The sequence below is a fragment of the Streptosporangium sp. NPDC050855 genome, assembly GCF_044456585.1.
Taxonomy (GTDB): domain Bacteria; phylum Actinomycetota; class Actinomycetes; order Streptosporangiales; family Streptosporangiaceae; genus Streptosporangium; species Streptosporangium longisporum.
In genome coordinates this window covers 35,615-60,982 of the sequence record NZ_JBITFY010000023.1, presented here as the reverse complement: position 1 = coordinate 60,982, position 25,368 = coordinate 35,615, and the positions used below count along the sequence as shown (strand labels likewise).

Sequence of the window (25,368 nt, the reverse complement as noted above, 5' to 3'; positions counted from 1 at the left end):
GACCGGGACGCCCGCTCCCGCGCCCCGGCCGGGTTCGCCGATAGCCTTGCCGGATGCCCGAACCGTACCTGACGCCCCGGGAGACCGTGGAACACGAGATCGAGATCAAGCGGTCCCGTTTCCTGTGCGCGGTCGGCCCGGCCCGGTCCGAGGAGGCGGCCAGGGAGTTCGTCGCCGGTCGCAGGCGGCTGTACGGCGACGCCACCCACAACTGCTCGGCGTACGTGATCGGCGGTGACCGGGGTGTCCAGCGGGCCGACGACGACGGCGAGCCCGGCGGCACCGCGGGGACCCCGATGCTGGAGACCCTGCTGCGCCGGGGTGTGGCCGACGCGGTGGCGGTGGTGACCCGTTACTTCGGCGGGGTGAAGCTCGGCGCGGGCGGCCTGGTCCGCGCCTACGGCTCCTCGGTCGGCAAGACCCTGGACGTGACGCCGCTGGTCGAGATGGTGCCCGCCCGGGTGATGACCGTGACCGTGGACCACGTCCGGGCCGGACGGCTGGAGAACGATCTGCACGCCTCCCCGTACGAGATCAGGGAGGTCGTCTACGGGGCCGAGGTGGGTTTCCGCGTCGCGGTGCGTGAGCGGGACCTCGCGGCCTTCCCCGGCTGGGTCGCCACCCTGACGGCCGGCCGGGCCGGGGTCGAGCCGGGCGAGGCGGTTCACCTCGCGTCTCCCTGAGCAGGGCCGAAAAGGGACGACCGGGACGGCGTCAATGTGGGATAGGTCACACTTGGTCGGGGACGGTGGTGCGGGCCGGGGGGTGGATCGGCCCGTTCCCGGCGGCCGGAAGGAGTGGCACGGCCCGGCGCGACCCCCCGCGCGACCCTTCGAAAATTGCTTTGACGTGCGGAAACGCAGGGGGGCTTCCGGTCGTGGCGGGCCCGGCGGCGGGGGGTGCGATTTTCCTCAGCCGGTGGGCTGTGGTGCGCACCAGGCAGGATCGGGAGCGCTCCTCATCCACGCCGTACCCCGGCTCTCCGTAGCCTTGTCCCCATGAGTTCACCGAATCCCGACGGGATCGCCGGCTGGGCGATCAGCCTCATGGAAACCCTGGGCGCACCGGGGGCAGGTCTGGCCATCGCGCTCGAGAACCTGTTCCCGCCCCTGCCGAGCGAGGTGATCCTGCCGCTGGCCGGATTCACCGCCAGCCGGGGGGACATGAGGCTGTTCGACGTCGTGGTCTGGACGACCCTGGGGTCGGTGATCGGCGCGCTGGCGCTGTACGCGGTCGGGGCGCTGCTGGGACGCAACCGCGTGGTGGCCATCGCCTCCAAGCTGCCGCTGATCAACGTCGCGGACATCGAGAGGACCGAGGCGTGGTTCGCCCGGCACGGCAAGAAGACCGTCTTCTTCGGGCGGATGATCCCGATCTTCCGCAGCCTCATCTCGATCCCGGCGGGGGTCGAGCGGATGCCGATCACGATCTTCACGCTCCTGACCACGGCGGGCAGCCTCATCTGGAACACGGCCTTCGTGATGGCCGGCTACCTGCTCGGTGAGCAGTGGGAGCTGGTCGAGCAGTACATGGGCATCGTCTCGAAGGCGGTGCTGGGCATCGTGATCCTGGCCATCGTGATCTTCGTGGTGGTCAGGGTCTCCGACCGCCGCAAGGGCAGGCACCACGCCTGACCGGTGAGGGGTGGCCGGGGCCGCCCGTGACGCCCGGCCGGCCCCCGGGCCCTTGGGCCTTGAGCCCCGGCCGGTGCGCCGGGGACCGGCCCGCCGGCCGGGATCACGTTCCGGGCCACGCGGCCACGAGGCCACGCGGACACGCGGACACGCGGCCACGAGGCCACGCGGCCACGAGGACCGGTGCGAGCCACGGCATCGGGCTGGGCCGTTCCGGCCGGGCGGGACGAGGCGCTCGTCCCGGACTCAGGGGCCCGGTGACGGATCCAGGCGCCCGGCCGCGCGCCGGAGCAGCCCTCGGACCATCGGCGGGTGCACGAGACGCACGGGACCGAGGTAGAGCCACCCGAGCGTGTTGTGGACCTGGACGAACGTGATCACGTCCACCGCGCCGTCGTGGCACCGGACGGCCGCTCGGAAGTCGAGGTGCCGGTCGTCGGCACCCACCAGCACCTCCTTCTCGTTGCGGGCCAGTACGGGGAAGCTCTCCTGTGAGGTCGTCCGGAGCCCGAGAAGCCTGACCGCACGATCGCGTACCGACAGCGCGGCGGTGACCCACGCCGGTGGATCGTGGAAGAGTCCGCGCGCCCATTCGGCGGGATCCGTGCACGCGTGCGCGGACACCGGCTGGCGTTGGCAGTCGGTCCAGTCGCCCCGGATCCCGGAGGCGGTGAGCAACGTCGTCGGTGACGCCACGGTGGGATGGGCGCGGGCTCGTCTCGTGATCGGCATCTCAAGTTCTCCCGTTCGGGTCGATCGGCCAAGGTGGCGGCGTGGTCACGTGGTCCGCGCCGTCAGCGGTGCGCGGGTGGTGACGGGGACACGACGGGGGCGACACCGAGGATCCCGCGCACCGCTCTCTCCATGAGCTCGATGTCGTGGGGGGCCTGGCCTGCCACCTGGATCGCGACCGCCTCGATCAGCCCGACGAAGGCGACCGCCGTCAGGCGCGCCGGCGGCCCCGGGGGGATCGAGCCGTTGTCGCGGCCCGCGGCGATGAGCCCGGCGCACTCGGTCTCCAGCCGGCCGATGGTCTCACCGACCGCACGCCCGACCGGGTGATCCTGCCCGGCGAACTCGACCCTGAGGGTGAGCATCACCCTGGCCACGTCGCGACGGCAGTAGAGAGTGTGACCCCTGGCCATCGTCAGGAGCGAGGCCAGGGGATCGGCCTCGGAGAGGGCGGGCAGGCGCACCTCGACGTCCCACGTCTCGGTCACCCACTCCACCACCGCGAGGGCGAGCTCCTCCTTGCCGGCGAACAGGTGGTAGAGCGCCCCCCGGGTGTATCCCGCGTCCCTCGCCACCTGCTCCAGGACCAGATCGGCGTAGCCGTACGTGGACAGTCCCCGCGCGGCGCTCGCCAGGATGGCCCCCCGCGTCCTGGCGCGCCTATCGGCCTGCGTACGACGCGCGACCGTCCCGCTCATGCCGCTTCCCCCGCCCTCGTCTCCGGTTCCATCGTCAATATACATACATACGTACATGTATGAAAGTGTGACGGACGGCTCCCGTCGCCTGTCCCGCTCGCAGGGATCACCCCTCGCCGGTCTGCGCGCCGGTCTTCTCGACGGCCCTGAGCAGCATCTCGGCCATCGACCGGCCGGCCACCCGCAGCGGCTCCGGGTCGCGGGCGGCCCGGGAGAGCACGAACGCCCCCTCCAGAATCATGATCATCGAATAGGCGAGTGACCGCGCCGTGTTCCGGTCGGGCACCCAGCGGGCGAACCACTGCTCACCGGCATCGACCCAACCGGCGAAGACCTCCGCCGTCGTGACCCGGAGGACCTCGTTGGTGCCGGCGACCTCCAGCGCCACGGCCGCGATCGGGCACGCGTCGGCGTAGCCGGTCGCTGCGAGGTCGTCCGCGGCCGTCCGGAAGGCGTGCTCGACGGACTCGACCGGGTCCGGGACGCTGTCCAGCAGTTCCAGCACCATCCGGCCGTACGCGGTTCCGGACGTGCGGATCGCCTCCTCGGCCAGCTGCTGCTTGCCGCCGGGGAAGAAGTGGTAGATGGAGCCGAAGGGCGCGTCCGCCTCCGTGGCGATCCGCTTCAGGCCGGTGCCCGAGTAGCCGTTGCGGCGGAACAGCACCGTGGCCGCGTCCTGGATCCTGGTCCGCGTGTCCGTCCGTCCCATTGCGCTTCACCCTTTCCGCGCCCAGAGGGCTTGGCGTGATCCGTCGGTGTTCACTAGGTTACATTAGAACGATCTATCAAATGGAGGTGTGATGCCGACGATCGAGCTGTCGTGCGGTCCGATCGACTATCAGGACACCGGCGGCCAGGGGCCGGTGCTGGTGTTCGGCCACGGCCCGCCGATGAACGAGACCCAGTGGCGCAAGGTGGTGCCGCTGCTGGAGGGGTACCGCTGCGTCCTGCCCACGCTGCCCCTCGGTGGTCATCGCCGGCCGATGAACCCGGACGCCGACCTGTCGCAGCGCGGTGTCGCGCTGCTGCTGGGCGAGTTCATCGAACGGCTCGCCGTGGACGAGGTGACCCTCGTCCTCAACGACTGGGGCGGTGGCCAGTTCCTGGTGTCGGAGGGGCGGGCCCACCGGATCGCGCGCCTCGTGCTGGTGGCCTGCGAGGCGTTCGACAACTTTCCCCCGGGACCCGTCAAGCCGCTGGCCGCGATGTGCAGGGTTCCCGGTGGCGTCTGGCTCCTGACGCGGCTCATGCGTTTTCCGTGGTTCCGGAACAACCGCGATGGATTCGGCGGGATGAGCCTGCGCGGGATCCCGGACGAGATCATGGACGACTGGTTCGCTCCCGCGACCCGGAGCAGGGCCATTCGCAGGGACTTCGCCAAGTTCGCCACCTCGGCGCCCGGGCGTGAGACCTTGCTGGCCTGGAGTGAGCGACTGAGCGACTTCGACCGCCCCGTGCTGGTCGTCTGGGCGAGCGAAGACCGGTTGATGCCGCGCGAGCACGGCCCCCGGCTGGCGGAGCTGTACCCGAGGGGCCGGCTGATCGAGATCGCCGACTCGTCCACGCTCGTCCCCGAGGACCGGCCCGAACGACTCGCCGAGGTGCTCACCGGCTTCCTGGTCGAGACCGGGGCGGAACCGTCCCGGCGCGCGCGCTGAGCGAACGGCGACGACCGCCTTCACCGCGAACGGCGGCGACCGCCTTCACCGCGAACGGCGGCGACCGCCTTCACCGCGAACGGCGGCGACCGCCTTCGCCGCGATCGGCGGCGACCGCGACGACGAGCCCGGCTTCGGGAGGCCGGGCCGCACAGGCTCGACCACGGAGGCACCCGGCCGCCCGTGATCACGGCACACGATCTGGGGACTTCATGACCCGCGCACAGCTGGACAAGCGACCGCATGAGGTCGCCGCGATGTTCGACCGCACGGCCCGGCGGTACGACTTCGTGAACGACGTCATCTCGCTCGGCCGGATGCGGCTGTGGCGCAGGGCCGTCGCCGAGGCCGTCGACGCGGGTCCCGGCGAGACCGTGCTCGACCTCGGAGCGGGTACCGGCACCTCCACCGATGCGTTCACCGGGCGGGGCGCACGCGCGATCGCCTCCGACTTCTCCATCGGCATGCTGAACACGGGCGTCAGGCGCAGGGGGCGAAACGCGCTCACCGGCCCCGGCCTGCCGTTCATCGCGGGTGACGCCCTGAACCTGCCGTTCGCCGACGACGCCTTCGACGCCGTCACGATCTCCGCGGCGCTGCGCAACGTGCACGACACCGGGCAGGCCCTGCGTGAGATGCTGCGCGTCGCCAAGCCGGGCGGCAGGCTGGTGATCCTCGAATCCTCCCACGTGACGGTCGCGTCGTTCGACCTGCTCCACCGCGAGTACCTGATGAGGATGCTGCCCGCGGTGGGCAGGATCTTCGGCTCCAACGACGACTCCTACGAGTACCTCGCCGAGTCCGTCAGGGACTGGCACGACCAGCCGGCCCTGGCCGGGATCATCCAGGGGGCCGGCTGGGAGCGGGTGGCGTGGCGCAACCTCGACCTGGGCATCGTCGCCCTGCACAGGGGCTACAAGCCCCGGCGCTGAATCACCGGCGTCACGCTCGACCCGGTGCCGGCGGGCCCGGCCGGGCGGCACCGCTGGGGTCGCCGCGGGGGTCACCGTGGTGCCGGTCGGCCAGGGCGGCGATGCCGGTCGCGGTCGCGGTGACGAGATCGATGATCATCGCGTCGTCGACGGGCAGGTTGATGATGTACAGGCCGGCCGCGAGGGAGCCGAGCAGCAGCAGGTGGGCGATCGTGGGGTCGACGGGGCCGGCCAGTTCGCCGCGCGCCACGGCCCGTTCGACGATCTCGGCGAGACCGGCGTGTTCGGCGGCCAGGAAGGTGTCCTGGAACCGGGTGTCCAGTTCAGGGTCGGCGGCGAGCTCGCCTATCAGGGCCGGTGCCACGTGCCTGGCCGCCGGGGTGGCCATGCGGGCGTGAAACGTGCGGGCCAGTGCCAGCAGGTCCCCGTGCAGGGAGCCGGTGTCGGCCGGCGGTGGCGGCTGCTGCCCGTGCACGATGGCGGCGAACGCCATCTCGGCCTTGGAGGCGTAGCGGCGGTAGATCGCCGCCTTGCCCACTCCGGCGCGGGCCGCGACCCGGTCGACCGTCAGGGCCGGGTAGCCCGCCTCGTCGATCAGCTCCCGGGTGGTCTGCAGGATCTTGTGATCCACGCGACCGTCCCGGGGGCGTCCGCCCTGTTGCCTTCTCACTGCCATGCCTGCATGATACGGAACATCGGTACCGAAACCACGGTTCCGTAACTCGCCCGGACCTGGGTGCCGGCCGTCCCATCGCCGATGGAGCCGCACCGCACGGCCTCGCGACACGAACGGAGAACTCAGATGATCAAGTGGGCCGGTTGGATCCTCGCGTTCTGCGGAGCGGCGCACACGCTCGGCGCCCTGACGGTGGAGAAGGCCGCGCGCCACGCCGGGACGTGGTTCGGCGGGGGACTGTGGCACGAGGACCTGGCGCAGATGAGCCCGGCGGGCAGCGCGTACTGGCTGAGCGTGGACAGCTTCGGCCCGCCGCTCGTCGTGATCGGCCTGATCGTGGTGTGGCTGGACCGCCGCGGCATCACACCGCCGGCGTTCATCGCGTGGACGCTGGGGATCTGGACCGTGGTCGACGCCGTGGTCCAGCCGTTCACGCCCTGGCCGCTCGGCGTGCTCGCGATCGTCCTGCTGCTGGCCGGGGCCCGCCGCGCCGCCCGCCATGACGACCCCGCGCCCCAGGCCGGGCCTCCCCGGTGACGCCGGGCCGCGCCGGAGCCACACCCCCATCCTCACGATGAGACTCCCCGACGGTGCGCCGGCCTCTCGCGGGCCAGGGGAGCGGACGGTTCCCGGCTACGCGCCGACGTCCACGGTGAACGCCTCGAAGACCGCGTGCCCGGTGTCCCGCCCCATGGCGTACAGGCCGAGCACCGCCCCGACCCAGCGGCCCAGTGTGGCCTGGAAGGGGGAGCCGATCTCGCGCGGGCCCTCCCCGGTGTCGGCCAGGAACGTGACGAGCGCGCCGTCGCCGTCAGGTAGAAGTCCTCGCCCACCCGGATCACGTCGGGATCGGACCAGTCGGCGTTCAGCACGGGGTTGCGGTAGGTCGTCGTCCCCGCACCGTTCCGGCCGGTGTTCTCGCGGGCCGGTGCCGTACGGGGGCGGGGGCGGTCACGGCGGGGCTCCTCCGGGGGCGTCGCGGGCCGGCGGGAGCGGGGCGCTCCGAGGAGGCCGGTAGCTGGAAAGGGTGCGGCAGCGCGCCCGGAACGTCAACGGCCGGGGAACGCGCCCGAGCCAGCCACCAGGCAGAACGCCGCATCCCGGAAATTTTCGCGGTGGCGTTCTGGCCCCTCACCGGCGCGACGGAGGACAGTTGGACGATGACCGCCGAGGATCCGCCCGCGCGGCCGCCCAAGCTGGCGGTGATCGCCCGCGAGGCGGGGGTCTCGGTGGCGACCGTGTCCAAGGCGCTCAACGGCAGGCCCGGCGTCTCCGCGCGCACCCGGCGGCTGGTCGCCCTGGTGCTGGAGCGGCACGGCTGCGCTCCGCACCGGCCCCGGCCGGCCAGGGGCAGCGTGGTCGACGTCGTGCTCCAGGGGCCGGGCTCGGCCTACGCGCTGGCGGCCCTGCAGGGCATGGAGGACGCGGCCTGGCGAACGGGCGTGGACCTGGTCGTCTCCACCGTGCTCGGCCGCACCGGGAACGGCGGGCCGCCACCGGTCTGGCTGGACCGGGTCAGCATCCGCGACAGCGCGGGCGTGCTGCTGGTGCGCACCCTGCCGACCGGCACCCAGCGGGCCTGGCTGGCCGGCCACGGCATCCCCGTGGTGATCGTCGAACCACCCCGCACGCCGCCGCCCGGCCTGCCCGTGGTCACCTCGGCCGGCCTGGACGGTGCCCGGCCCGCCACCGAGCACCTCATCGGACTGGGACACGAGCGCATCGCCGTCGTGGCCGGCCGGCCCGGCGTCCCGTGCGCCGCCGAGCGGCTGACCGGATACCGCAGGGCCATGGCCGGGGCCGGGCTGCGGGCCGACCCCCCGCTGGGAGGTGCGCGGCCACTTCCGGATGGACGACGCCCTCGTGGCCACCAGGGCGATGCTCGCCGGGCCGGGCGAGCCGCCGACCGCGGTGTTCGCCTGCTCGGACGTCATAGCGCTCGGCGTGTACCGGGCGCTGGCCGAGCACGGGCTGCGCGTGCCGGACGAGGTCAGCGTGGTCGGCTTCGACGACTCGCTGGCGGCCGCGTACGCCACGCCGGGGCTGACGACCGTCCGCCGGTCCTGGCCCGAACCGGGCGAGGCCGCGCTGGACGCTCTGTTCTCCGGCCGTCCGGCGACCAGGACGGAGGTACCGACCGCCCTGGTCGTACGGTCGAGCACCGCTGCGGTGTGAGACGTCCGGCGGCGGTCCCGTGAGGAGAAGCGGTCAGAGCCGGAGGGCCTCCTCCTGGGCGGCGGTGAGATCGCTGGGCCACAGGCGGTACACGTTCAGGCGCGTCTCGTAGTACTTGTCGGTCTCCCCGGCCCACTGCATGCCGATGCGCCTGGCCACCCCGGCGCCGCGCTGGTTGTTCACCCGGACGACCGCGACGAGTTCGTGGGCGCCGATGGAGAACGCCCAGCCCGCCAGGGCGCGGCCGGCCTCGGTGGCGTAGCCGTTCCCCCAGGCGTCGGGGGCGAGCTGCCAGCCGATCTCGATGTCCTCCTCGTCCGGCGGCAGGTATCTGAGGGACAGGCCGCCGACGATGCGCTGGTCGGAGTTGCGGACGACCGCCCAGCGGCCCAGCGGGGGCGTCAGGGCCGGCCTGCTGCTCTCCCACGACTCCAGCGTGGCCCGCATCGCCTCCTCTCCCTCCAGCCGGTTCATCGCCGGAGAGAGCCAGCGGGTCACCTCGGGCTCCCCGTAGATGGCCAGGGCCTCGCCGGCGTCGGCGGGACTCCAGTCACGCACCGTGAGGCGGTCGGTGGTCAATAACGTCATGATCTTCCTCTCCCTGACGAGCAGGCCCGGCCGTACGGCATGAGAGAACATGGAGCAGAAGAAGGATCATTCCTTGCCTGAAATGTCCGATGTGTTGCCCTTGTGAGGGTACGCCTATCGAACCGTCGCCGACCAGGGCGGGGTCAGCCCTCCAGGGCGTACTGCATGACCCTCAGTTTCGCCTGGGCCTCGGCGAGTTCGGAGGCCGGGTCGGAGTCGCCCATGATCCCGCAGCCGGCGAACAACCGGGCACGGGCACCCTGGATCTGCGCGCAGCGCAGCGCGATCCCCCACTCACCGTCACCCCGGGCGTCGATCCAGCCGACCGGACCGGCGTACCCGGCGCGGTCCATGCCCTCCAGGTCGCGGATGACGTCCAGCGCCCGCCCGGTCGGGGTGCCGCCCACGGCGGCGGTCGGGTGCATGGCCTCCACCACGTCCAGCACCGAGGTCCCGGCCGGCAGCCGCCCGGTCACCGGGCTGGCCAGGTGCTGGACGTTCGCGAGCACCAGCAGCTCGGGCGCCTCGGGGATCTTCAGCTCGGCGCAGAGCGGGTCCAGCGCCTGGCGTACCGACGCCACCGCGCAGGCGTGCTCGTGGCGGTTCTTCTCCGAGGCGAACAGGGCCGCGCCGCGCGCCACGTCGTCGGCCTGGCCGCTGCCCCGGGCGATCGTGCCGGCCAGCACCAGCGACTCCAGCGTCTCCCCGGTCCGCCGGACCAGCAGCTCGGGGGTGGCGCCGACCAGCCCGGCGCAGGAGAACGTGTAGCACTCGGGGTAGCGGGCGGCCAGCCGGGCGAGCAGCAGGCGGACGTCGATCGCCCGCTCGGCGACCGCGTTCAGGTCCCGGGCCAGCACGGTCTTCTCCAGCAGGCCCGACCGGATCCGCCGGATCGCGCGGGCCACGGCGTGCTGCCACTCCGGCGCGGTCAGGCTGCCGTCGCCGTACCGGATCCTGCCCGGGTCGCGGAGCGGCGTGACGGCGTCGAGCCGCCGCTCGCCGACGGTGGTCAGCCAGGCGCGGCCGTCACGGCGGGCCAGGATCGTCTCGGGCACGACCAGGAGCGAGCCGTGGGCGTCCGGGTCGAAGGTGAACGAGCCGAAGGCGACCGGGCCCGAGCCGGGGGCCGTCACGTCGTCGTCGACGTGCGCCTCGCCGAAGATCTCCGCGAGGCGGTCGCGGGCCCAGTCGAAACGCCCGGGGCCGGGGGGCACGTCCAGGCGCACCGCCTCGCCCCACGCGACGAGTCCCTCTCCGCGCCTGACCCAGGCGTAGGGGGCGGCGTCGGGGAGCCGGGAGAAAAGGTCGCCGGGGTCCTCGACGGGGGTGGTTCTCACCACGAGAGGACGAATCGATCCGAGCGCTACACTCACCTCCGCCACTCTATGCGTAAAACTGAACGTGTTCGACTGTCGTTCACGCCCCAGCACACCCGCCACGACGTGTCAAGAAAACCAAGGCACTCGGTCAACGAAGCCTGCCGCTCCGACCTGCGGTGATACATCCGAAGCAGACGAGATCTCGCAGCGGGGGTGTCATGCTTCGCAGGACTGTGACGGCATTCACAGGGCTGGCCGCCCTCACGATCGCCCAGGCCGCCCCGGCCTGGGCCGCCCGGACGGCCCCGACGGCTCCCGCGGCCCAGGCGGCCCAGGCGGCCGGAGTGTCCGGGGTGGCCCGGACTGCCGAGCCCTGGCGGCCGAGGGTGATGGCCGCGCTCGGCGACTCCATCAGCGCCGGGTTCAACGCCTGCGGCTGGTACGTCCCCTGCGCCTCGCGCTCCTGGTCGACCGGGGATCACCCGAGCGTCCGGAGCCACCGCCTGAGGATGGGCGATCTCGGCCTCGCCCCGCGCACCGTGAACCTCGCCGTCCCCGGCTCCACCAGCGCGGGTCTCGCCGCCCAGGTGGCGCGGGCCGTCGAGCGCCGGGCCGACTACGTCACGATCCTGGTCGGCGCCCAGGACGCCTGCGTGTCCTCCGAGCGGCTGATGACCCCGGTGGACCTCTACGAGAGCCGCATCGCCCAGGCCCTGGCGACCTTCCAGGCCGGCCGGCCCGGCGGCCGGGTGTTCGTGGCGAGCGTCCCCGACGTCGGCCGGCTCTGGCGGATCGGCAAGGACAGCCCGGTGGCGCGCGGCTTCTGGGCGGTGGGCCGGATCTGCCCCACCATGCTGGCGCGCCCCACCTCGGCGTCGGAGGCCGACCGGGCGCGCCGCGAGCGCGTGCGCGCCCGCATCGCCGGGTACAACGCCGCGCTCGCCCGGGTCTGCGTGGCCTACGGCCCCGGCTGCCGCCACGACGGCGGCCAGGTGTTCGCGCAGCCGTTCACGCTCGGCCACGTCAGCAAGTGGGACTTCTTCCACCCGAACGCGGCCGGTCAGCGGCTGATCGCGGAGAAGACCTTCCGGATGATGCGCGACTGGCTCGCCGAACCGGTGGTGGAGCCCCTGCCCGCTCCCTGACCCTCGCCGTTCAGAGCCAGCCGTTGTGCCGGGCGGTACGGGCGGCCTCGATGCGGTTGCGGGTGCCGGTCTTGCCGATCGCGGCGGACAGGTAGTTGCGCACCGTGCTCTCCGACAGGTGCAGCCGGTCCGCGATGTCGGCGACCGTCGAGCCGTCGGCCGCCGCGGACAGCACGTCCCGCTCGCGCTCGGTCAGCGGGCTGGTGCCGGTGCTCAGCGCCGCGGCGGCCAGCGCGGGATCGATCACCTTCCCGCCCGCCAGGACCCGCCGGATCGCCGCGGCCAGCTCCTCCACGGGACCGTCCTTGACCAGGAACCCCGAGGCGCCCGCCTCCATCGCCCGGCGCAGGTACCCGGGCCTGCCGAAGGTCGTCAGGATCAGCACCCGGCACTCCGGCAGCCGGTCCCGCAGCTCGGCGGCGGCGTCCAGGCCGCTGATCCCGGGCATCTCGATGTCCAGCAGCGCCACGTCCGGCCGCGCGCCGAGCGCGGCCGCGACGACCTCGTCGCCCCTGCCGACGGTGGCGACCACCTCGATGTCGTCCTCCAGGTCCAGGAGCGTGGCCAGCGCGCCGCGCATCATGCCCTGGTCCTCGGCCAGCAACACTCTGATCATCGGAACGTCCTCCGGTACGGGAGCCGGCCGGTCATGGCAGCGTCACCTTCAGCAGGAAACCGCCCCCCGGCGCCGGGCCGGCCTCCAGCGTCCCGCCGAGCGCCGCGGCCCGCTCGGACAGGCCGCGCAGGCCGTTGCCGAAGACCCCCTCCCCGGCGCCCCGGCCGTCGTCGCGGATCTCCAGCACCGTGCCCCGCAGGGAGATCGAGCAGGTACGGGCGGAGCCGTGGCGGACGACGTTCGTCACGCCCTCGCGCACGGCCCAGCCCAGCAGCGCGTCGGCCTCCGGCGTGGGCGCGTCCCCGGTGACGGTCACCGTGGCGGTGACGCCCGCGTCGGCCAGGACCGTGCGCGCGCCGTCCAGCTCGGCGGCCAGACCGCGTCCCCGGTAGCCGGTGATCGCGGCCCGCACCTCGTGCAGCGCCTCCCGTCCGAGGGCCTCGATGTCGGCCGCCTGGGAGGCCGCCGCCTCGGCGTCACGGGAGGCCAGCCTCCGTACGACCTCCGCCTTGACCACCATCACCGAGAGCGTGTGCCCGAGCAGGTCGTGCAGGTCACGGGAGAAGCGCAACCGCTCCTCGGCCACCGCGACGCGGGCCAGTTCCTCGCGGGTGTCGTGCAGCTCGCCGATCACCGAGAACAGCCTCAGCACGATGCTGACCACCAGGCCGCCGGTGGTCGTCCCCCAGCTGACCAGCGAGATCTGCTCCGTGCTCGCCCCCGACCGCCACATCACCACGACCAGCGAGAGGGTCAGCACGACCAGCAGGACGTAGACCGGCCTGCCGCGCAGCACGACCCCGCAGGCGATCGTCATCAGCGGGGCGAGGAAGAACCAGTCGTGGGCGAGCCCGGCCAGCAGCAGGAAGGTCACCCCCAGCAGCCCGGCCAGCACCACGGCCGCCGCGCGCCGCCGGTCGGTGAAGGACAACCGGACGCACAGCACGTACAGGACGACGAAGGCCGCCAGGCCCAGCGCCGCCGGGAGCACCGGCCGCACGTCTCCCTCCACCACGTCGACGAGCGGGGGATAGGCGATCAGCAGCCAGGGGTAGAAGGCCAGCTGTCCCGGCCCTCCGCGTCCCGGCCCCTCGCGCTTCCTCACCGCAGGCCCTCCGCTCACCTGGAGACTCCTATCATGCGGTCCACATGGGGCGCCTGGCCCGGCGGCGGGTGTGCACCGCTCACGTGAGGCGCCCGGCCCGGCGGTAGGCGTACACGGCGAGGGCGCCGAAGGCGACCAGCCAGCCGGCGAGGATCAGCGCCGTGCCCGCGTCGGGCGCCTGTCCGAACGCCACCCGGCGCGGCAGGTCGGCGTAGCCGAAGCTCGGCGTCCACCCCGACAGGGTCCTCATCCAGCCGGGGAAGCCCTCGACCGGCATCCAGAGCCCCCCGACGACCGCCAGCCCCAGGTTGGCGGCGATGTTGAGCACGGTGGCGGTCTGCCCGCTGAACAGGTAGCCGAAGGACAGGGCGAGCAGGATGAAGGGCAGCGAGCCGACCCAGAGCAGCGGCACGATCGAGGCCCACTGCCAGGCCTGCAGGCGCACCCCGTTCAGCAGCGCTCCGGCCAGGGACACCCCGCAGATCGCGGGCAGCACCACGAGCATGCCGGTGATCGCCTTGCCCGTGACCACCCGCGCCGGGGTCAGCGGGGTGGTGCGCAGCAACCGCAACCAGCCCGCCGTACGGTCCTCGGCGATGCCGGTGCCGTTGTTGAAGGCCGAGCCGATCGCCCCGAAGGCGGCCATGCTGACCATCACGTACACGGCGGCCGAGACGCGGTCGGCGCCCGTGACGCCGAGGTTGGTGAACAGGAGGTACATCGCCACCGGCATCACGAAGCCCATGATCACGTACCCCGGGTCACGGAGGACCCTGACGACCTCCAGGCGTATGTAGGCGAGCATCAGGCGTCCACCTCCGTCAGCGCGATGAAGGCGTCCTCGAGCGCGGCGGGCGCCACCTCGATGTCCCGTACGGCTCCCATCCCGGCCAGTGCCATCACCGTGGCGTCGGCGTCGCGGGTACGCAGGTGCACGCGGCCGTCGCGGGCCCCCGCGGAGGTGACCCCGGGCAGGCGTTCCAGGTCTGCGGCCCGCCGGGTGCCGGCGGTGACGCTCACCGTGGTCAGCGAGACCAGGCGCTTGATCTCCCGGCTGGTGCCGTCGGCCGCGACCCGGCCCTTGTCGATCACGACCACCCGGTCGGCGTACTCGTCGGCCTCCTCCAGGTAGTGGGTGGAGAACAGCACGGTCCTGCCGCGCGCGGCGAAGGCGCGCATGCTCTCCCAGAACTCCCGCCTGGCGCGGACGTCCAGTGCCGCGGTCGGCTCGTCCAGCAGGATCAGCTCGGGGTCCCCGGCCAGCGCCAGCGCGAAGCGCAATCGCTGGGACTGGCCACCGGACAGCCGCTCCACCCGCCGGCCGGCCAGCTCCTCCAGCCCGGCGGCGGCCAGCACCTCCGGCACCGGGATCGGCGTCCGGTAGGTCGTGGAGACGAAACCGACCAGCTCGCGGACGGTGGTCCGGGGGACCAGGCCGCCCTCCTGGGGCATCGCCGCCAGCCGCCCGGCGCGGATCGCGGCCTCGGGCGTCCCCCCGAAGATCCGGACGCCGCCCGAGGTCGGGGCCAGCAACCCGAGCATCAGCCCGATGGCCGTGGACTTCCCCGCGCCGTTGCGCCCGAGCAGGGCCACGGTCTGCCCGACGGGGATGTCCAGGCTGAGTCCGTCCACGGCCCGTACCGTCCCGAAGTGCTTGGTCAGGTCACCGAGCGACACCGCGTCGCCCGTCGTGCTCGTCGTGCTCGTCGTCACTGTCGTGCTCGTCATGGGGGGAACGCTACGGAGGGACCGAAGACGCAGGTAGATCCATCGATCCGGACCCGGCCGGGACAAATGTCACCGTCCGCGGACGCGGTGCCCCCCGGACATCTCCGCCCCGGTCCTGTCCCGTCCCGTCCCGGACCGCGAGCGCGTTCCCGTTCCGTGGTGGCGTGTCCCGGGGACGGGCCCCCGCGTCTCGTGGGGACCCCCGGGGTCAGGCCGACAGCGCGGCGAGCGCGGCCGCGGTCTTCTCCGGCTCGGAGAACATCGGCCAGTGGCCGGTGGGCACCGCCGCGAAGCTCCACTCGGGCCCGGAGAGCGCCGCGAAGTACGGGTGACCGGAGGCGATCATGGCATGCACCTGCTCCAGCGGGAACGAGCACGTCACCAGCGTCTTGGGCAGCGCGTCCGCGCCTCCGCCGAGCCTCAGCGGGCGGGTCAGCGTCCCGTACGGCTGCGGGACCGCGCGGGAGGCGAACCACGCGCGCTCCGCCTCGCCCAGTCCCTCCAGGCTGACCCCGGCCCGCTCGTGCTCCTCCCAGGACGGGGGCGGGTAGCCCACGCCGCCGCCCTCCTCGGCGACCCTCCTCTCGACGAGCTCCCGCTCCTCGGGCTCCCTGATGTCCAGCTGGGTCATGCCGTCGGCCATCGGCCCGCTGTCGAGGTAGACGATCCGGGCGACGCGCTCGGGGATCCGGTCGGCCGCCCCGGTGACCGGTGCCCCGGCCCCGCTGTGGGCGACGAGGATCACCCCGGTCAGGTCCGCGAAGACGATCGTGTTGACGATGTCCTGGACGTGGGTCTCCAGGTCGACGCCGGGACCCGCCAGGTGGACCCGGTCGCCGACCCCGGTGAGCGTGACCGGGTGGACGTCGTGCCCGGCCTCGCGCAACGGCCGGGCGACCTTCTCCCAGGCCCATCCGCCGATCCAGAAGCCAGGAACCAGGACGTACGTGCTCATGTCTTTCTCCTTCGTTCGCCTGGTCTCACCGTAGGATCGAATCCGGACAGTACCGGTCCGGATATGTGAGGGATCTTGCCGTGACGGCCGCCCGGGTTCTCGCGCTGCTGGAGCTGTTGCAGGCCGCACCCGGCCTGACCGGCCCCGAACTCGCCGCCAGGCTGGAGGTGGACGAGCGCACGGTGCGCCGCTACGCGGTGCGGCTGTCGGACCTCGGGGTCCCGGTCCAGGCCGAGCGGGGCCGCTACGGCGGCTACCGGCTGCTGCCCGGCTACAAGCTGCCCCCGCTGATGCTCACCGACGACGAGGCCACCGCCGTGGTGCTGGGCCTGCTGGCCGGGCGGCGCACCGGGCTGGCGGTGGGGGAGGCGGCGACCGAGAGCGCACTGGCCAAGATCCAGCGCGTGCTCCCCGGCCCGCTGCGCGAGCGCGTCGACGCGGTGTCGCAGACGCTCGACCACACCGGACGCGCGGCGCCGAGGACACCCGCCCCGAGGGCCGCCCCGCTGCTCGCCCTCGCCGGTGCCGCCCGGCACCTGGTCACCGTACGGCTGGCCTACCGCTCCTGGCGCGGCGACGCCTCGACCCGCGAGCTCGACCCGTACGGCATCGTCTTCCACTCCGGCCGCTGGTACGTCGCGGGGTTCGACCACGCCAGCGGGGAGGTCAGGACCTTCCGGGTCGACCGGGTGGTGGACGTCACGCGCACCGGGCGCGCGTTCTCCGTCCCCGAGGGCTTCGACCCGGTCGCGCACGTGGTCGGGTCGCTGGCGGCGGTGCCGTACCGGCACGAGGTCAGGGTGGTGCTGGAGACCACCCTGGAGGAGGCCGCGGCGCGGATCCCCGCCACCACGGCGACCCTGAGCGAGACCCCCGGAGGGGTGCTGCTCGCCACCCGCGCCGAGCGGCTGGACGGGATGGCGCAGATGCTCGCCGGTCTCGGCGTGCCGTTCACCGTCCTCACCCCGGACGGGCTGCGCGACGAGGTCAGGTCCCTGGCCGCCCGCCTGCTGGCCTTCGCCGGCCGGGACCGGGTGGGGTGACCGGCGCCGGGGGACCGGGCCGGAGGAGCCTCAGCGGCCCGCGGCGAATGCGACCTTTCCGGTGGATCGTGATGCGGTGCGACCCACCGGTGTGAACCGGCCGGCGAGGAGCGGGAGAAGCCGCAGGTGCCTCTCCCGCCGACCGGACGGGCCGTCCCTGCGACGATGACCGCGCCGGTGTCGCCTACGCGACGTCGGGTCGTGTCATCAGCGGTGACCGCAGATGCAACCTCAGGTCGGGGCCGGTCAGCGGCACGGTGTTCCACGTCGCCACCGCCGTGCCCGCGCCGGCGTCGAGCTCCAGCCGGACCCGGTGCGGGGTGGTGATGACGTACAGCTCGGCGACGAACGTGTCGCCCCGCCAGGCGCCGGTCGCCACGACCGGACGCCCGAGCGGTGCGCTCTCGCGCCACGCGCCGTGGCCGACCTCGACCTCGACCCCGGACGGCGACCCGAAGCGCACCAGCCATCCCCCCTGCACCGGATCGACGACCACCGTGGTCCCGCCGGGCAGGGCCGAGTCCTCGGCGGAGGCGTCGAGGACGGCCTCGGCCGAACGCTCCGGGCCGGCCGATCCCGGCACCGGCGCGAACGACAACCGCCGCAGCCGATCGGCGAGCACCTCGTCGTCCCGGGGGCTCGCCGCCTGGTCCAGGCCGGGCAGCAGGCACTCCCACAGGGGGCCGAGGATCGACTCACCCTGCGTTATGGCGGCGGTCACGGCCACCACGAGTTCGTGCTCCGGGACGACCACGCACAGCTGGCCGAAGGCGCCGTCGCCACGGTAGCCGTGACGCGACATCCAGAACTGGTAGCCGTACCCGCAGAGCGTGTCGGGGTTCTCCGACCAGCCCTCGATCTGCCGGGTGTCGACGTGCCGTCCGGTCGCGAGCCGCACCCACTCGCGCGGGACGAGCCGCCGCTCGCCCCACCGGCCTTCGCGCAGCAGCAGCTCCCCGAAGGCGGCCACGGCCTCGGTCGTCAGGTGCAGCCCGTGAAATCCGAAGGAGGCACCGCCGGCCACCCGGTCCCACTCGGCGTGCTCGATGCCCATCGGCCCGAACAGGCGCTCCTGCAGCAGTTCGGGCAGGACGTGTCCGGTGACGCGTTCCACCATCCGGGCCAGCACGAACGTGGTCGCGTTGTCGTAGGCGTGCCGCGTTCCCTCGGGGTCGGGAAACGGCACGCGCAGGAAACCCTTCACCAGGTCGCCCGGCTCCAGCCGCCAGGCCTCGTCCAGGCTGTCGTCGCGATGTCCGGTCGTCATCGACAGCAGGTGGTGGACGTTCAGCCGCCGCGCCCGCGGTGAGATGTCGGCCGGGACGTGCTCGGGCAGCACGTCCACCACCCGATCCTCCAGCGAGAGCACCCCGTCGGTGATCGCGAGCCCGGTGGCGATCGCGGTGAAGGACTTGGTCAGCGAGTACAACAGGTGCGGGCGTCCGGCCGAGTACGGCGCCCACCAGCCCTCGGCGACGACGTGACCGCGGCGCACGATCATGATGGAGTGACACTCGGCCGACTGTGCCTCGATCCGGTCCAGCAGCGCGGAGATCGAACGAGACGACACCCCCGAGGCGGCCGGCGTCGAGCGCGGCAGCAGGGCACGCTGGGAAGACATCCGCCCACCGTAACGAAGCCGCCGCGTCCGTTCGATCGATTTACGAGGCACACCCCCTGAAGGAAGAAGCGCGAGCAGGCGATGAACGCACATCCGAACGAAGACGATGATGTGATCATGATCACCGTAAGGCGGCCGACCGAGGAGGAGATGGAGTCGTACCGGTTCGACGATGAGCTGGCCCTGTCCGGTGTACGGGTGGAGGACGCGGATTTCTCGTCCCGGAAAATCGACAACGTCTCCATCGGCAATGGCAGCACCCTCGTGCGCTGCACCTTCCGGGATGCCCGGATAGCAGGCGGATGTCTCGGTACCGGTGTGCGGGTGAGCACCTACGTCGAATGCGACTTCGACGGCTCCTCCATTCGGAACGTGCAGTCCGGGCGAGCCAGGTTCGTTTCCTGCTCCTTCCGGGATGTGGAGATCAAGGACTCCTTCTTCCTCGAGACGGCCTTCGTGGAATGCGTCTTCAGCGGGACCGTCGAGGACTCCGTCTTCGACGCCGACACATGGTCCCGGGAGAGGAAGTGGTTCCGCAGGAAGAAGGAGCCTGAGGTGCACGAGTACAGGGGGAACGACTTCTCCGGGGTCCGGTTCAGGAACGTGGCCTTCCGGGGCGGCGTGGATCTTCGCCTGCAGACGTTCCCCGAGAACGGGGAGCACTTCGTCGTGAGGGATGCCCTCGGGGTCCTGGACGAGGCCGAGGCCGAGGTTCGATCCTGGCCGCAGGGAGAGCACCGCTCGAACGCCGAGGTCCTGCTCCTCACTCTGCGCGAGACCGCGGAACGCAGGCAGAAGGACCTGTTCGTCGAGAGGAGCCGGGTGACGAACGGGCTTCCGAAGGATCTCGCGGATCGAATCGAGCGGATCCTGAGACGACACTGATCGTTGCGGGCCGCGAGGCACCCGGCCACCTCGGACGGTCAGGGGTCACTCCGGGGGCACGGGTCAGCCGCAGTTGCCGAAGGTCCTGCGGCCGCCGGTCGCCTCGGTGAAGTCCCGGCGGGTGTCGCGGATGCTGCCCCAGTACGAGACGCACCTGCGGCCGGCCTTCAGCTTCACGGGCCCGGCGTAGTACTTGAACCTGCCCGTGTCGGTCTTGGGCCTGCCGCCCTGCACCGTCAGCGTGGCGGTGGTGTGGGTGGCGGTACGCCGGAAGGCGGTCTTGATGGTGACCACGCAGTTGTAGCCGGTGCGGCGGTTGTACAGGAGGTGCACGTACCCGAAGGTGTCGCTCCCGGCCCTGACGGGACGGACGCCGTCCTTCACCCGCTTGAACCCCGCCCCGCAGACACGCTCGGGCGTGTGGACAGCCGAGGTCGCGTACGCCGCGTACGCCGGGTCGGCCGCGAGAACCCCTGCGGCCAGGGCGGTCACGGCGACGGCCTTCACAGCGGACCGGATCAACTGTCTCCCCTTCGACGAGTGGGGCGCGACGCACGCCCCTGCGAACGAACCCATCGATTCTGGCCCATCCCTCTCCTTCCAGGCAACGAGTCCGGAATAAGGCCGGACCGAAAACCTCGCGGGGACGGGGCGGCTCGTGTTCCGGTCCGGCGCCCGCGGGTCCGGGAGCCTGATGACGGGTGGACCGTGCCGGACATGACGATCCCGCCCGTCCCCGCGGGCCCTGGAGCCTGACGCGCCTTCGGTCCCGCGGGCGGGGCGATGCTCAGGGGGTGAGGACGAGGCGGCCGCGGAGGCCGCCGTCGGCGAGCCGGTGGTGGGCCGCGGAGACCCGGTCGAGGGGCATGGTCCCGGCGACGCGCAGGGTGAGCGCGCCCGCCTCCACCAGGGCGACGAGGTCCGACAGGCGCGCCCCGTCGGCGCGGATCCAGTGGTTGAACACCCGGATGCCGCGCAGCGGCGCCGGTGCCCCTCCCGCGACCAGCGCGGCGAACGTCCCGCCGGAGCGGACCGCGTCCAGCGCGGCCGCCCCGACCACGGCGGCGTCCAGTGCCGCGTCCACGCCGCCAGGGACGAGGGCGCGCACCGCCTCGCCCAGCCGTGCCGTACGCGGCACGAACAGCCCGGCTCCGAGCTCGCGCACCAGCGGCTCGTCGCCGGCCCCGGCGACCGCGACCACCCGGATCCCGCGTGCCGCGGCCAGCTGGACCGCGAAGCCGCCGACGGCACCGGCCGCACCGGTCACCAGCAGTGTCCGCCCGGGCTCCAGGCCGAGGCCGTCGAGCGCCTGGAGGGCGGTGAGCCCGTTCAGGGGCAGGGTCGCGGCCTGTACGGGGGTCACGCCCGCCGGGGCGGCCGTGACCGCGTCCGCGTCCAGCACGACCTGTTCGGCCTGGGCGCCCAGCGGCACGTCCAGCCGGTCGGACAGGCCGATCACCCGTGCCCCGCGCTCGATCCCGGTGACCCCCGGGCCCGTCTCCTCGACGACGCCTGCCACGTCCCAGCCGATGCCGATCACGTCCCGTACCGGGAGCAGGCCCGCCTCGGTGAGCGCGCCGGAGCGGGTGGCCAGGTCGACGGGGTTGACCGTCGCGGCCTCGACCCGGATGCGCACCTGCCCCTCTCCGGCGACCGGCACCGGCACCTCCGCGATCCGCAGGACCTCGGGCCCGCCGAAGGCGCGGACGACGACTGCACGCATGTGTTCTCCCCGTTGTTCCGAAAGGCCATCTGTTCCGAAGGCCATCTGTTCCGAAAGGCCGTCATGGACGTGGGGACAACCGTATGGAGAGCTACTCTCTATCAGGAAGTACGCACTCCGAGGTGCGTACCGAACCCACAGGAGCGTCATGACCACCCGTACCGCCGCGCGACGGCGCGAGGAGGCGCGTGTCGCCTACGACGCCTACCTCGCGGCCTGCCCGGCCCGCCGGCTTCTCGATCGCATCAGCGACAAGTGGGTGAGCCTGCTCCTCAACGCGCTCGCCGACGGCCCGCGGCGCTACAGCGACCTGTCCCGCACCGTCGCCGGTGTCAGCCAGAAGATGCTCACCCAGACCCTGCGCGGCCTGGAACGCGACGGGCTGGTGTCCCGCTCGGTCACCCCGTCGGTCCCGGTACGGGTCGACTACGCCCTCACCCCGCTGGGCGTCAGCCTGCTCCCGGTGATGCGGGCCATCAAGGACTGGGCCGAGACGCACATCGAGCAGGTCACCGCCGCCCGCGACGCCTACGACGGGCGCACGTCACCGCAGGAGCATCACCGGGATCTCCCCGGCGGTGGCCCGGTGACGGCGGGCGCCCACGGGACCGCACCCTCAGGGGCGCCCTGAGAACACGGCGTCCTGAGCACGAGGGCCGGCCGGTGGACGCCGGCCGGAGCGCCGGGCCCCGCGCGCGCACGACGACGAGCGGGTCACGGCATGCGTCCCCCGGTCTGGCGGGGCGGCAGGCGCGGCACCGCCAGCCGGGGCCTGGCCGCCGGGTTGGGCGTGTGCGGCGGCTGCAGGACCAGGCGCTCCAGGGCCACGTCGATGGCCCGCTCCAGCTGGGTGTCCACCCCGGCCGCGTAGTCCTGCGGGGTGATGTCCACCTCGATGTCGGGGTCGGTGCCGTAGTTCTCCACCCGCCAGCCCACGTCGTCGAAGGCGAAGGAGAACTCGGGCTGGGTGGTGATCGTCCCGTCGGCCAGCCGGTGCCGGGGCCAGATGCCGATCACCCCGCCCCAGGTGCGCTTGCCGATCAGCGGTCCCAGGCCCAGCAGCTTGAAGGTGTGGCTGAAGATGTCACCGTCGGAGCCCGCCCACTCGTTGGTGATCGCCACCATCGGGCCGCGCGGCGACTCGTCGGGGTAGGGGTCGGGCACCCCCCAGCGGGGGAAGTCGTACCCCAGGCGGCGCCGGGCCAGCTTCTCCAGCAGCAGCGCCGAGACGTGACCGCCCCCGTTGAAGCGGACGTCCACCACCAGGGCCTCGCGGTCGTACTCGACCAGGAAACCGCGGTGGAACTCGGCGTACCCCTCCGGGCCCATGTCCGGGATGTGCAGGTAGCCGATCCGGCCGCCCCCGCGCTCGTGGCAGCGGGCCCGGTTGGCCTCCACCCAGTCGCGGTAGCGGCCCGGCTGCTCGTCGCCGATCGCCCTGACGGTCACGGTCCACCTGTCGTCCCCGCGCCCCAGGGTGAGCTGCACCTCCTGGTCGGCCTGGTTGACCAGCAGCTCGTCCGGGCACACGTCCCGGCCCACCCGCTGGCCGTTGACGGCCAGCACCGCGTCACCGGGCCGTACGTCCACGCCGAGACGGTTGAGCGGCGAGGTCGTCTCGGGATCCCACCGGTCGCCGCCGACGATCCCGGCGATCCGGTGCGCCCCGTCCTCGAAGGCCCAGTCGACGCCGAGCTTGCCCTGCCGGTAGTGCGGCCGGGGCCGGTAGGCGCCGCCGCTCTCGTAGGCGTGCGAGGTGCCCAGCTCGCCCAGCAGCTCCCACAGCAGGTCGGAGAACTCCCCCCGGGTGGTGACCCGGTCCACCAGCGGCAGGTACCGCAGGTAGACCCCGTCCCAGTCGAGCCCGGCCATGTCCTCGGTCCAGAAGTTCTCCCGCTGCAGCCGCCAGGCCTCCCGGAACATCTGCCGCCACTCCGCCTCGGGCCGGATGGAGACCTTCACCCGCGACAGGTCCACCCACCCGCTGGTACGGCCCGGCGTGTCGTCGTCCTCCGGCTCCTGCCCGGCCCTGATCATCCGCAGCCGCGCGCCGGACCGGTAGAGCAGCGTGTCGCCGTCGCGGCCCAGCCGGAACTCCGACACGTCCCCGACCAGGGTCTCCTGCTTCTGCTTGGCGAAGTCGTAGACGTGCAGGGTGCCGTCGGAGGAGTCGGCGTAGTCGTCGCCGACGCTCCCCTCGACCGGGAAGGTCAGGTAGACCGCCTTGCCCTCGATCGCGGCGACGCCCTCGTAGCGGCCCTCGGGCACGGGGAAGACGACGACCCGGTCCTCGATGCCGTCGAGGTCGATGACCACCTCGGGCACCCCGTCGTCGCCGTCGTCGTCACCGTCCCCGTGCTCCCCGTGCTCCCCGTTCTCGTGACCGGTGCCGCCGGTGCCGGCGTCGTCGTCGTCGTCCCTGAGCGGCCGGGGCGCGGGGACGAAGGGGGAGGGCACGTCGGCCCGGAGCGCGATCGCGTACGGGCGCGAGCCCAGCGGGAAGCCGAGGTCGAACTGCAGCTCGTCGTAGACGGGGTTGAAGACGCGCCGGCCGATGAAGTACAGGTAGTCGCCACCGGGGTCGAAGGCCGGACGGCCGTCCCAGAGCAGCGGCCGGGTGGCGGGGAACGTCTCGCCCGTCTCGGCCCGGCACAGTTTCACCGCGGTGGTCTGCGCGGTGTCCTGGCAGGCGTACGCCAGCCAGCGGCCGTCGGGGGACCAGGCCAGGTCCTCGATCGCGCCGAACCTGCTGGAGTCCACCACCCGGGCGCGAGCCCGGCCGTCCCCGTCCCGGCCGGTGCCCCTCGCGGAGCCGGCACGGCGGCCGGTCGCCGGCGCCCTGCCGGTAGCGCCGGTAGCACGGTCACGGCCGTCACGGCCGTCGCGGCCGTCCGTCCCGCCGGTCCCGTCCGGTGCGAGGTCCACCAGGATCAGCTCGTTGCGGTGGTTGGCCACCGCCAGGACGTCCGCCGTGGGGGAGACCTCCAGGGCGACGGCGCGGCCGGTGTCGAGGTGGTCGAGCCGGACGGGGTCGGCGCACCCGTCGGCGGACAGGATCACCAGCACCTCACGGTCGCCCTCGTCGCTGGCCGCCGCCACCAGCCGCTCCCCGTCGCCGAGCCAGTTCAGCAACCGGTAGCGGACCCCGTACAGCGACCCGTGCTGGCGCACCGGCCCCTCCCAGGCGGCGAAGGAGAACGCCTTGCCGCGGGTGACGACGGCCAGGCCGCTGCCGTCGGGGCTGAGCGTGGCGCCGTCCAGGAAGTCCTCGGCCGGGGCGAACCGGCGGTTGCGCTGGGTACGGGAACTGCGCAGCCGCACCTCGATCGGGCGCGACTCCCCGTCCTCCACCAGGTACAGCTCGGCCCCGGCGTGGTAGACCAGCCTGCGGCCGTCGCCGGAGAGGTTGCGGGCGTAGTAGTCGGCGTGGTCGGAGTGCCTGCGCAGGTCACCGCCCTCGGCGTCGCAGGAGTAGACGTTGCCGACGCCCTCGTGGTCGGAGATGAAGTACACCCGGTCCCCGGCCCAGCAGGGCGAGGCCAGGTTGCCGGGCAGCGAGGTGAGCCGCCGGAACCGCCCGCCACCGGTCTCGATCCACAGGTCGCCCACGGTGCCGCCGCGGTAGCGCTTCCACCGGGCAGGGTCGGCGGTGTTGCGGCCGAGCACGATCCGCGGGCCGTAGGAGATGGTGTTGGCCGGGCCGTAGGGCAGGCGCTCGGGCATCCCGTCCGGTTCCACCCGGTGCAGCCACCTGCGGCCGTCGAAGGGCTGCCCCTGGTCGCTGGCGTAGACGATGCCGCCGGTCGGGTCCCAGCCGGTGACGGTGGAGCGGGCCCCGTGGTAGGTCACCCGCCGGGCGGCGCCACCGTCGGCGGGCATCACGTAGACCTCCTCCGGCCCCTCCTCGCGGCCGACGAAGGCGAGGCGGTCGCCGCCGGGGGAGAAGCGGGGATAGCCCGCCTCGGCCACCCCGGCGGTCAGCCGGAAGGCCCGCCCGCCCTCGGCGGTGACCATCCACAGGTCGTCCTCTGCGGCGAAGACGACCACGTCACCGAAGATCGTCGGAAAGCGAAGGTAGGCGGGCATCGTGTCACTCCATGATCGGGCGACGGGAGGTCACCTCGGTCGCCCGATC

General features: G+C 72.9%; 26 protein-coding genes and 2 pseudogenes. 12 read left to right on the top strand and 16 right to left on the bottom strand.

Translation table 11 applies throughout. The annotated features are described in order from the left end of the window. Nucleotides 1–53: 53 nt before the first annotated feature. Nucleotides 54–683 carry a YigZ family protein gene (locus ACIBCT_RS34255; RefSeq protein ID WP_399195838.1) on the top strand — a complete coding sequence of 210 codons (630 nt, stop codon included), beginning with the start codon at nt 54–56 and terminating at the stop codon, nt 681–683. Between the two features lie 315 nt (nt 684–998). Then, nucleotides 999–1,634, top strand: a complete 636-nt coding sequence (locus tag ACIBCT_RS34250; protein WP_399195836.1) for a DedA family protein — start codon at nt 999–1,001, stop codon at nt 1,632–1,634. Between the two features lie 246 nt (nt 1,635–1,880). Here ACIBCT_RS34250 and ACIBCT_RS34245 read toward each other — a convergent pair whose 3' ends face one another. The 3 genes from ACIBCT_RS34245 to ACIBCT_RS34235 all read right to left on the bottom strand — a co-directional run bounded on the left by ACIBCT_RS34245 (nt 1,881) and on the right by ACIBCT_RS34235 (nt 3,773). Beyond that, nucleotides 1,881–2,366 (bottom strand): DUF2867 domain-containing protein, encoded by a 486-nt coding sequence (locus ACIBCT_RS34245; protein WP_399195833.1) that lies wholly within the window; start codon nt 2,364–2,366, stop codon nt 1,881–1,883. A 62-nt stretch (nt 2,367–2,428) separates the two neighbouring features. Beyond that, entirely contained in the window at nt 2,429–3,064 is a 636-nt protein-coding gene (locus ACIBCT_RS34240; protein WP_399195831.1) for a TetR/AcrR family transcriptional regulator, read from the bottom strand. Nucleotides 3,065–3,170: 106 nt separating this feature from the next. Next, nucleotides 3,171–3,773, bottom strand: a complete 603-nt coding sequence (locus ACIBCT_RS34235; protein WP_399195829.1) for a TetR/AcrR family transcriptional regulator — start codon at nt 3,771–3,773, stop codon at nt 3,171–3,173. Between the two features lie 91 nt (nt 3,774–3,864). Between ACIBCT_RS34235 and ACIBCT_RS34230 the strand changes: the two genes are divergently transcribed. After that, the gene (locus tag ACIBCT_RS34230; RefSeq protein WP_399195827.1) at nt 3,865–4,722 is read left to right on the top strand and encodes an alpha/beta fold hydrolase; all 858 of its coding nucleotides are present in this window, start codon (nt 3,865–3,867) and stop codon (nt 4,720–4,722) included. Nucleotides 4,723–4,934: 212 nt separating this feature from the next. Next, on the top strand, nt 4,935–5,654 hold the full coding sequence (locus tag ACIBCT_RS34225) for a demethylmenaquinone methyltransferase (RefSeq protein WP_399195825.1): 720 nt from the start codon (nt 4,935–4,937) through the stop codon (nt 5,652–5,654). A 10-nt stretch (nt 5,655–5,664) separates the two neighbouring features. Here the strand turns inward: ACIBCT_RS34225 and ACIBCT_RS34220 are convergent, their stop codons facing one another. Continuing rightward, the gene (locus tag ACIBCT_RS34220) at nt 5,665–6,285 is read right to left on the bottom strand and encodes a TetR/AcrR family transcriptional regulator (protein ID WP_399195823.1); all 621 of its coding nucleotides are present in this window, start codon (nt 6,283–6,285) and stop codon (nt 5,665–5,667) included. A gap of 171 nt (nt 6,286–6,456) precedes the next feature. On the opposite strand from ACIBCT_RS34220, the gene ACIBCT_RS34215 reads away from it, so the two are divergent. Continuing rightward, nucleotides 6,457–6,867 (top strand): DUF6463 family protein, encoded by a 411-nt coding sequence (locus ACIBCT_RS34215; protein WP_399195821.1) that lies wholly within the window; start codon nt 6,457–6,459, stop codon nt 6,865–6,867. Nucleotides 6,868–7,490: 623 nt separating this feature from the next. Beyond that, nucleotides 7,491–7,643: pseudogene (locus tag ACIBCT_RS34210) on the top strand (LacI family DNA-binding transcriptional regulator); the annotation flags it as partial. A 77-nt stretch (nt 7,644–7,720) separates the two neighbouring features. On the opposite strand, the gene ACIBCT_RS34205 reads toward ACIBCT_RS34210, so the two are convergent. Then, entirely contained in the window at nt 7,721–8,020 is a 300-nt protein-coding gene (locus ACIBCT_RS34205; protein WP_399195819.1) for a hypothetical protein, read from the bottom strand. On the opposite strand from ACIBCT_RS34205, the pseudogene ACIBCT_RS34200 reads away from it, so the two are divergent. Together ACIBCT_RS34200 and ACIBCT_RS34195 are read left to right on the top strand one after the other, a co-directional pair. Next, a pseudogene (locus ACIBCT_RS34200) lies at nt 7,980–8,078 on the top strand (hypothetical protein); the annotation flags it as partial. The gene ACIBCT_RS34205 and the pseudogene ACIBCT_RS34200 overlap by 41 nt on opposite strands. 82 nt (nt 8,079–8,160) lie before the next feature. Next, nucleotides 8,161–8,505 carry a substrate-binding domain-containing protein gene (locus ACIBCT_RS34195; protein WP_399195817.1) on the top strand — a complete coding sequence of 115 codons (345 nt, stop codon included), beginning with the start codon at nt 8,161–8,163 and terminating at the stop codon, nt 8,503–8,505. Between the two features lie 33 nt (nt 8,506–8,538). Here ACIBCT_RS34195 and ACIBCT_RS34190 read toward each other — a convergent pair whose 3' ends face one another. Both ACIBCT_RS34190 and ACIBCT_RS34185 read right to left on the bottom strand, forming a co-directional pair. Continuing rightward, nucleotides 8,539–9,093 carry a GNAT family N-acetyltransferase gene (locus ACIBCT_RS34190; RefSeq protein ID WP_399195815.1) on the bottom strand — a complete coding sequence of 185 codons (555 nt, stop codon included), beginning with the start codon at nt 9,091–9,093 and terminating at the stop codon, nt 8,539–8,541. Between the two features lie 143 nt (nt 9,094–9,236). Continuing rightward, nucleotides 9,237–10,466, bottom strand: a complete 1,230-nt coding sequence (locus ACIBCT_RS34185; protein ID WP_399195813.1) for an isochorismate synthase MenF — start codon at nt 10,464–10,466, stop codon at nt 9,237–9,239. Between the two features lie 179 nt (nt 10,467–10,645). On the opposite strand from ACIBCT_RS34185, the gene ACIBCT_RS34180 reads away from it, so the two are divergent. Beyond that, on the top strand, nt 10,646–11,557 hold the full coding sequence (locus ACIBCT_RS34180; protein WP_399195811.1) for a GDSL-type esterase/lipase family protein: 912 nt from the start codon (nt 10,646–10,648) through the stop codon (nt 11,555–11,557). A gap of 10 nt (nt 11,558–11,567) precedes the next feature. On the opposite strand, the gene ACIBCT_RS34175 is transcribed toward ACIBCT_RS34180, so the two are convergent. The 5 genes from ACIBCT_RS34175 to ACIBCT_RS34155 form a co-directional block, all read right to left on the bottom strand. Beyond that, nucleotides 11,568–12,173, bottom strand: coding sequence for a response regulator transcription factor (locus ACIBCT_RS34175; RefSeq protein WP_399195809.1), 606 nt, complete (start codon nt 12,171–12,173; stop codon nt 11,568–11,570). Between the two features lie 31 nt (nt 12,174–12,204). Beyond that, the gene (locus ACIBCT_RS34170) at nt 12,205–13,278 is read right to left on the bottom strand and encodes a sensor histidine kinase (RefSeq protein ID WP_399195807.1); all 1,074 of its coding nucleotides are present in this window, start codon (nt 13,276–13,278) and stop codon (nt 12,205–12,207) included. Nucleotides 13,279–13,357: 79 nt separating this feature from the next. After that, nucleotides 13,358–14,083, bottom strand: coding sequence for an ABC transporter permease (locus ACIBCT_RS34165; protein ID WP_399195805.1), 726 nt, complete (start codon nt 14,081–14,083; stop codon nt 13,358–13,360). Beyond that, nucleotides 14,083–15,006, bottom strand: coding sequence for an ABC transporter ATP-binding protein (locus tag ACIBCT_RS34160; RefSeq protein WP_399195803.1), 924 nt, complete (start codon nt 15,004–15,006; stop codon nt 14,083–14,085). Before ACIBCT_RS34160 ends, ACIBCT_RS34165 begins: the two co-directional genes overlap by 1 nt. A 208-nt stretch (nt 15,007–15,214) precedes the next feature. Next, nucleotides 15,215–15,961, bottom strand: coding sequence for an alpha/beta fold hydrolase (locus tag ACIBCT_RS34155; protein WP_399195801.1), 747 nt, complete (start codon nt 15,959–15,961; stop codon nt 15,215–15,217). A gap of 80 nt (nt 15,962–16,041) precedes the next feature. Between ACIBCT_RS34155 and ACIBCT_RS34150 the strand changes: the two genes are divergently transcribed. Then, nucleotides 16,042–17,004 carry a helix-turn-helix transcriptional regulator gene (locus ACIBCT_RS34150; RefSeq protein WP_399195799.1) on the top strand — a complete coding sequence of 321 codons (963 nt, stop codon included), beginning with the start codon at nt 16,042–16,044 and terminating at the stop codon, nt 17,002–17,004. Nucleotides 17,005–17,188: 184 nt separating this feature from the next. Here the strand turns inward: ACIBCT_RS34150 and ACIBCT_RS34145 are convergent, their stop codons facing one another. Next, nucleotides 17,189–18,625, bottom strand: coding sequence for a serine hydrolase domain-containing protein (locus tag ACIBCT_RS34145; RefSeq protein ID WP_399195797.1), 1,437 nt, complete (start codon nt 18,623–18,625; stop codon nt 17,189–17,191). Nucleotides 18,626–18,706: 81 nt separating this feature from the next. Here ACIBCT_RS34145 and ACIBCT_RS34140 point away from each other — a divergent pair, with 81 nt between their 5' ends. After that, on the top strand, nt 18,707–19,510 hold the full coding sequence (locus ACIBCT_RS34140) for a hypothetical protein (protein ID WP_399195795.1): 804 nt from the start codon (nt 18,707–18,709) through the stop codon (nt 19,508–19,510). Between the two features lie 63 nt (nt 19,511–19,573). Here ACIBCT_RS34140 and ACIBCT_RS34135 read toward each other — a convergent pair whose 3' ends face one another. Together ACIBCT_RS34135 and ACIBCT_RS34130 are read right to left on the bottom strand one after the other, a co-directional pair. Continuing rightward, a complete protein-coding gene (locus tag ACIBCT_RS34135; protein ID WP_399195793.1) occupies nt 19,574–20,032 on the bottom strand; it encodes a hypothetical protein in 459 nt (152 codons plus the stop codon). Between the two features lie 265 nt (nt 20,033–20,297). Then, nucleotides 20,298–21,233, bottom strand: coding sequence for an NADP-dependent oxidoreductase (locus tag ACIBCT_RS34130; RefSeq protein ID WP_399195791.1), 936 nt, complete (start codon nt 21,231–21,233; stop codon nt 20,298–20,300). Nucleotides 21,234–21,381: 148 nt separating this feature from the next. Between ACIBCT_RS34130 and ACIBCT_RS34125 the strand changes: the two genes are divergently transcribed. Then, nucleotides 21,382–21,864, top strand: a complete 483-nt coding sequence (locus ACIBCT_RS34125; RefSeq protein WP_399195789.1) for a winged helix-turn-helix transcriptional regulator — start codon at nt 21,382–21,384, stop codon at nt 21,862–21,864. Between the two features lie 83 nt (nt 21,865–21,947). On the opposite strand, the gene ACIBCT_RS34120 is transcribed toward ACIBCT_RS34125, so the two are convergent. Beyond that, the gene (locus ACIBCT_RS34120) at nt 21,948–25,319 is read right to left on the bottom strand and encodes a PDZ domain-containing protein (RefSeq protein WP_399195787.1); all 3,372 of its coding nucleotides are present in this window, start codon (nt 25,317–25,319) and stop codon (nt 21,948–21,950) included. Nucleotides 25,320–25,368: the final 49 nt, after the last annotated feature.